The organism is Methylobacterium sp. WL6, from assembly GCF_008040095.1.
Lineage (GTDB): Bacteria > Pseudomonadota > Alphaproteobacteria > Rhizobiales > Beijerinckiaceae > Methylobacterium.
Genome location: NZ_VRVH01000324.1, coordinates 1 through 4,901 on the forward strand (window position 1 = coordinate 1; position 4,901 = coordinate 4,901).

General features: G+C 72.4%; 4 protein-coding genes. 2 read left to right on the top strand and 2 right to left on the bottom strand.

What is annotated here, in order from left to right:
* The first annotated feature begins 207 nt into the window (after positions 1–207).
* Entirely contained in the window at positions 208–1,776 is a 1,569-nt protein-coding gene (locus tag FV230_RS24620) for a GMC family oxidoreductase (protein ID WP_147844267.1), read from the top strand.
* Between the two features lie 47 nt (positions 1,777–1,823).
* Here the strand turns inward: FV230_RS24620 and FV230_RS24625 are convergent, their stop codons facing one another.
* Positions 1,824–2,681 (bottom strand): carotenoid 1,2-hydratase, encoded by an 858-nt coding sequence (locus FV230_RS24625; RefSeq protein ID WP_147727369.1) that lies wholly within the window; start codon positions 2,679–2,681, stop codon positions 1,824–1,826.
* A complete protein-coding gene (gene crtD / locus FV230_RS24630; protein WP_147844269.1) occupies positions 2,678–4,216 on the bottom strand; it encodes a 1-hydroxycarotenoid 3,4-desaturase CrtD in 1,539 nt (512 codons plus the stop codon). The genes FV230_RS24625 and crtD overlap by 4 nt, the downstream gene beginning before the upstream one ends.
* Positions 4,217–4,322: 106 nt before the next feature.
* Between crtD and FV230_RS24635 the strand changes: the two genes are divergently transcribed.
* Positions 4,323–4,901 (top strand): polyprenyl synthetase family protein (locus FV230_RS24635; protein WP_147844268.1); only part of this gene is annotated, 579 nt, incomplete at its 3' end.

Consider the following 4,901-nt stretch of genomic DNA (forward strand, 5'->3'; position numbering starts at 1 on the left):
GGCGAGACGGGGGAGGGGCGGCGTTCGTGCTCGAGGGCCCAACGCCGCTCACCCGCCGCAGTTGCCGGGCCGGGCGGCGGAAGCGGGTGCGTTTGCTGCATCGCAGCGCGCACGATGCCGTGACCGGCCAGCCTGGAACGCCTCCAGACTTGTGCCGTTGGCCGGCGAACCCGTTTTCTCCAGCGTATTGCAGTGCGAGGCCGACCGATGCGAGAGGACCATTACGACGTCATCGTGATCGGCTCGGGCCCCGGCGGCGGCTCGCTGATGTCGCGGCTGGCGAAGACCGGCAAGCGCATCCTGCTGCTGGAGCGCGGCGACTACCTCCCGCGCTTGCAGGACAACTGGAATTCGAAGACCGTCTTCGTCGACGGCGCCTACCAGGCGAAGGAGACCTGGTACGGCGGTGACGGCCGCACGTTCAGCCCGGCGTTGCACTACTATGTCGGCGGCAACTCGAAGGTCTACGGCTCGGCGCTGCTGCGGATGCGCGAGCGCGATTTCGGCGAGGTCCGTCACGTGGACGGCCTCTCGCCGGCCTGGCCGGTCTCCTATGCCGAGTTCGAGCCGTATTACGGGCAGGCGGAGGCGCTGTTCGCCGTGCACGGGCAACGCGGCGAGGATCCGAACGAGCCGTGGGCGAGCGGCCCCTACGCCCATCCCCCGGTCAGCCACGAGCCGCGCATCCAGAAGCTGTCGGACGACTGGGCAAAGGTCGGCCTCAACCCGTTCCACCTGCCGCTCGGCATCAAGCTCGACGAGCGCAACGGCAAGCCGACGCCGACCAGCATCTGCATCCGCTGCGACGCCTTCGACGGGTTCCCGTGCCTGCTCAACGGCAAGGCCGACGCGCAGGTGATGACCGTCGACCCGACGCTGGCCCGCCACGACAACGTCACGCTGCTCGTCAACGCCTACGTCTCGACGCTCGAGACCGACCCGTCGGGCCGCACCGTGACGGCGGTGAACGTCACCCGCGAGGGCCGGGCGGAGCGCTACTCCGCCGACATCGTCGTCGTCGCGTGCGGCGCGCTGTCCTCGGCGCTGCTGCTCCTGCGCTCGGCCAACGCGGCCCACCCGAACGGGCTGGCCAACGGCTCCGACCAGGTCGGGCGCAACTACATGCGCCACACCATGTCGGTGCTGATGGCCCTGTCGAAGGAGGTCAACGACACCGTCTTCCAGAAGACGCTCGCGGTCTCGGACTTCTACTTCGAGTCGAAGGACTGGGAATTTCCCATGGGCCTGATCCAGATGTGCGCCAAGACGCATCCGGAGCAGATCCGCGGCGAGGAGTTTCCGAAATGGACCGGCTTCCTGCCGAATGCCCCGTTCGAGATGGTGGCGCGCCACTCGATGGACTTCTGGCTGCAGAGCGAGGACCTGCCGCATCCCGACAACCGGGTGATGCTCGGCCATGACGGCCGCGTGATCCTCGACGTGCGCGAGACCAACCGCGAGGCGCACGACCGCCTGCGCGGCAAGCTCGAGGACCTGCTCCGTCCGGGCGGGCTCTACACCTACCTGTTCGAGCGCTCGCTGTATCTCGGCAAGAACATCCCCCTGAGCGGGACCGCGCATCAGGCCGGCACGCTGCGCTTCGGCACCGATCCGAAGGCGTCCGTGCTCGACCTGACCTGCAAGGCGCACGAGCTCGACAACCTCTACGTCACCGATGCGAGCTTCTTCCCCTCGATCGGCGCCGTGAACCCGACGCTGACGATCGTCGCCAACGCGCTGCGCGTCGCCGACCACATCGCCGAACGGCTGGGCTGACGGGCTCGATCGCGACCCGCTTCGGACGAGCGCGTGGCGCCTGGTCGTCACGCCCGCCGCGGCATCCGGAACGGCAGCATCAGCCGCACCAGCGGATTGCGGAAGCGGTCGAGCGACAGGCTCTCGTGGACCGGGCGCACCGTCTCGCCGGCGAGCCGGGCCGAGAGCAGCGAGCGGGAGTAGAACGGCGTGTCCTCGAAGGTCCGCACCACCTCCGCCCGCCCGTCGTCGCTGCGGGTCGCGCGCGGCACGCGCCAGAACCGCGTCGGCGGCAAGGCCGCGGCGAGGGGCGGGCGGAGATCGCGGCGGGCGCCGGTGCGGTCGAAGCGGAGCGAGAGGTTCTGGCCCGAGCCGTCGCGGCGGCACACGTCGTAGAGGATCGCCGCGCCGTCGCCGAGGTCCGCCCGGCACCAGGTCCAGCTCGTGAAGGCCTCGGCCAGCGGCTCGTCGCCGTGATTGGTGTCGAAGTAGGCGGTGCCGGACCAGCGCACGGACGGCGCGTCGAGCGCGACCTCGACGGGCGAGGACGGCGCCATCGGCCACCAGCGATGCGCGCCCCGCGCGTCCAGGGTGAAGGGCCCGGGCGTGATCCCTCCGGGATGAAGCTTCACCGTGCCGCGGACCCGCGACGGGACCGGCGCCGTGGTCTCGTCGAGGGTGATGGTGAGCGAGGTGCCGTCCCAGGCCATGCCGCTCGGCCCGATCCGGATCTGCGTCGCATCGCGCGACAGGGCGCGGCTGCCGCGCTCGGTCATGCAGAAGCGGTTTTCGCGCGCGCCGTAGAGGACGACGTTGACGGCGCAGTGCTCGAACGGGTTCCGCGTGGCGTCCCAGGCGTAGTAGGGCGAGAACACGCTGCCGATGAAGGCGATGATGGTCAGCCCCTGGGTGCCGTCCGCGCTCAGGGCGTCGACGTACCACCAGACATAGCCGTCGCGGCCGACCGGCGTGTCGAAGCGGGGCGCGCCGCCCGCCGATCCGCCAGCAGCGTGTCCGCCGCGATCCGCCCCGATTGCGCCGCCATCGGCACCCCCGGCCCCGGATGGACGCTGCCGCCCGCCAGGTACAGGCCCGGCAGCCGGGTCCGCGCGCCCATCCGCTTGAAGGTCGCGCTCCAGCCGTGCGAGGCCCGGCCGTAGAGCGCCCCCCCGGTCGCCGGGAACAGGGTGCCGAACCGGGCCGGCGTGGTGACCGCCGTCTCGGCGGCGGAGATCGTCAGGCCGCACGCCGTCAGCCGTGCCCGCATCGTCGTTTCGCATGCGTCGATCTCCGTATCGGTGAAGGGTCGCTCGCCCCGGGCCGGCGCGTTGACGAGGCAGAGCAGGCGCTCGGGCCCGTCCGGCATCGCGTCGCCGGCCCGATCCTGCGCGCAGACGTAGGTCGTGGGGTCGGGCGGCAGCCGCCCGCGGCGGATCGCGTCGAACTCGGCCCGGTAGCCGCGTCCGAAGAACACGGTGTGGTGCGCCAGCGGAAAGCCCGCGGTGCGGGCGTTCAGGCAGAAGGTGATCGCCGAGAGCGAGCGCTCGGCCGGCGCCACCGGATCGGCGGCGCCGACCACCGCGGGCCCGAGCAACCCGGCGGCGAGCGCCGAGACGTCGCCGTTCATCACCACCGCGTCGGCCGCGATCCGCTCGCCGTCGGCGAGGACCACGCCCGAGACCGCACCGCCCGAGACCAGGATGCGCGCGACGTGCGCACCGGTGCGGATCGTCGCGCCGCGCTCGCGCGCCAGTGCGGCGACCGCCGCGGCGAGCCGGCTCAAGCCGCCCTCGATCGACCACACGCCCGCCTGCTCGACATGGGCGACGAGCATCAGCGTCGCCGGCGCCTGATACGGCGAGGAGCCGCAATAGGTGGCGTAGCGGGCAAACAGCTGCCGCAGGCGCGGGTCGCGGAAGTAGTCGCCGAGCGCCCCCCACAGGGTGGCGAAGGGCTGGATCCGCCACAGGTCGCCCAGCCCCGACAGGCCGGCGCGACGGGCGAGGTCGACGGGTCCGGGCCGGGCGCCGCGGATGAACGGCGCGTCGAGGGTGCGGAACACCTGCTCGGCCCGCGCGCAGAAGCGCCGGTAGCCCTCGGCCTCGCGCGCGCCAGCGAAGGCGGCGATCGCGTCGGCGGAGGCGTCGACGTCGGCGAGCAGGTCGAGCCGCTCGGACGCGCTCCAGGCGTGGCGGGCGAGGATGCGGGCGGGGCTCAGCGCGACCCGCTCACCCAGATCCGCACCGGCCTCGGCGAAGATCTCGTCGAGGATCCAGCGCATGGTGAACACGGTCGGGCCGGCCTCGATCCGGGTGCCACCGACCGGCACGCTGCGCATCTTGCCGCCGGGCACGCCGGCGGTCTCGAGCAGCGTCACCGCGCATCCGGCCACGGCGAGCCGGAGGGCGGCGACGAGCCCGCCGATGCCGCCCCCGATCACCACGACCCGCTCGATCACCATCGTTCCCCCGTGCCGCACGACGATCCGGCATTGATCTCACCCGCGACAAGTGTCAATCATAGATGACACTTCGAAAAGTCAAAGCAAATTGACACGGGAGGTCACGGTGGACGCAGGCCAGCGCATCGAACGGACCCTGGACAACGCGGTCGCCTACGCCGAGGCGCCGGGCGCCCCGCCGCGGCTCGCCGAGGCGATCCGCTACGCCGTGTTCCCGGGCGGCCATCGCATTCGGCCCCGGCTCTGCCTGGCGGTGGCCGCCGCCTGCGGCGACGACGATCCGGCCGCCGCCGAGTCCGCCGCCGCCGCGATCGAGCTGCTGCACTGCGCCTCCCTCGTCCACGACGACCTGCCCTGCTTCGACGACGCCGAGACCCGCCGGCAGAAGCCCACCGTGCACGTCGCCTTCGGCGAGCCGCTGGCGGTGCTCACCGGCGACGCGCTGATCGTGCTCGCGTTCGAGACGTTGGCCCGGGGCGCGGCCAGGAACCCGCATCGGCTCGCGGCGCTCGTCGGGCTGGTCGCCCGCGCGGTCGGCTCGCCGGCCGGCATCGTCGCCGGCCAGGCCTGGGAATCGGAGGAGCAGGTCGCGCTGTCGAACTACCAGCAGGCCAAGACCGGTGCGCTGTTCGCCGCCGCGACGGTGGCGGGTGCGGCGGCGGCGGGCGCGTCGCCGCTGCCGTGG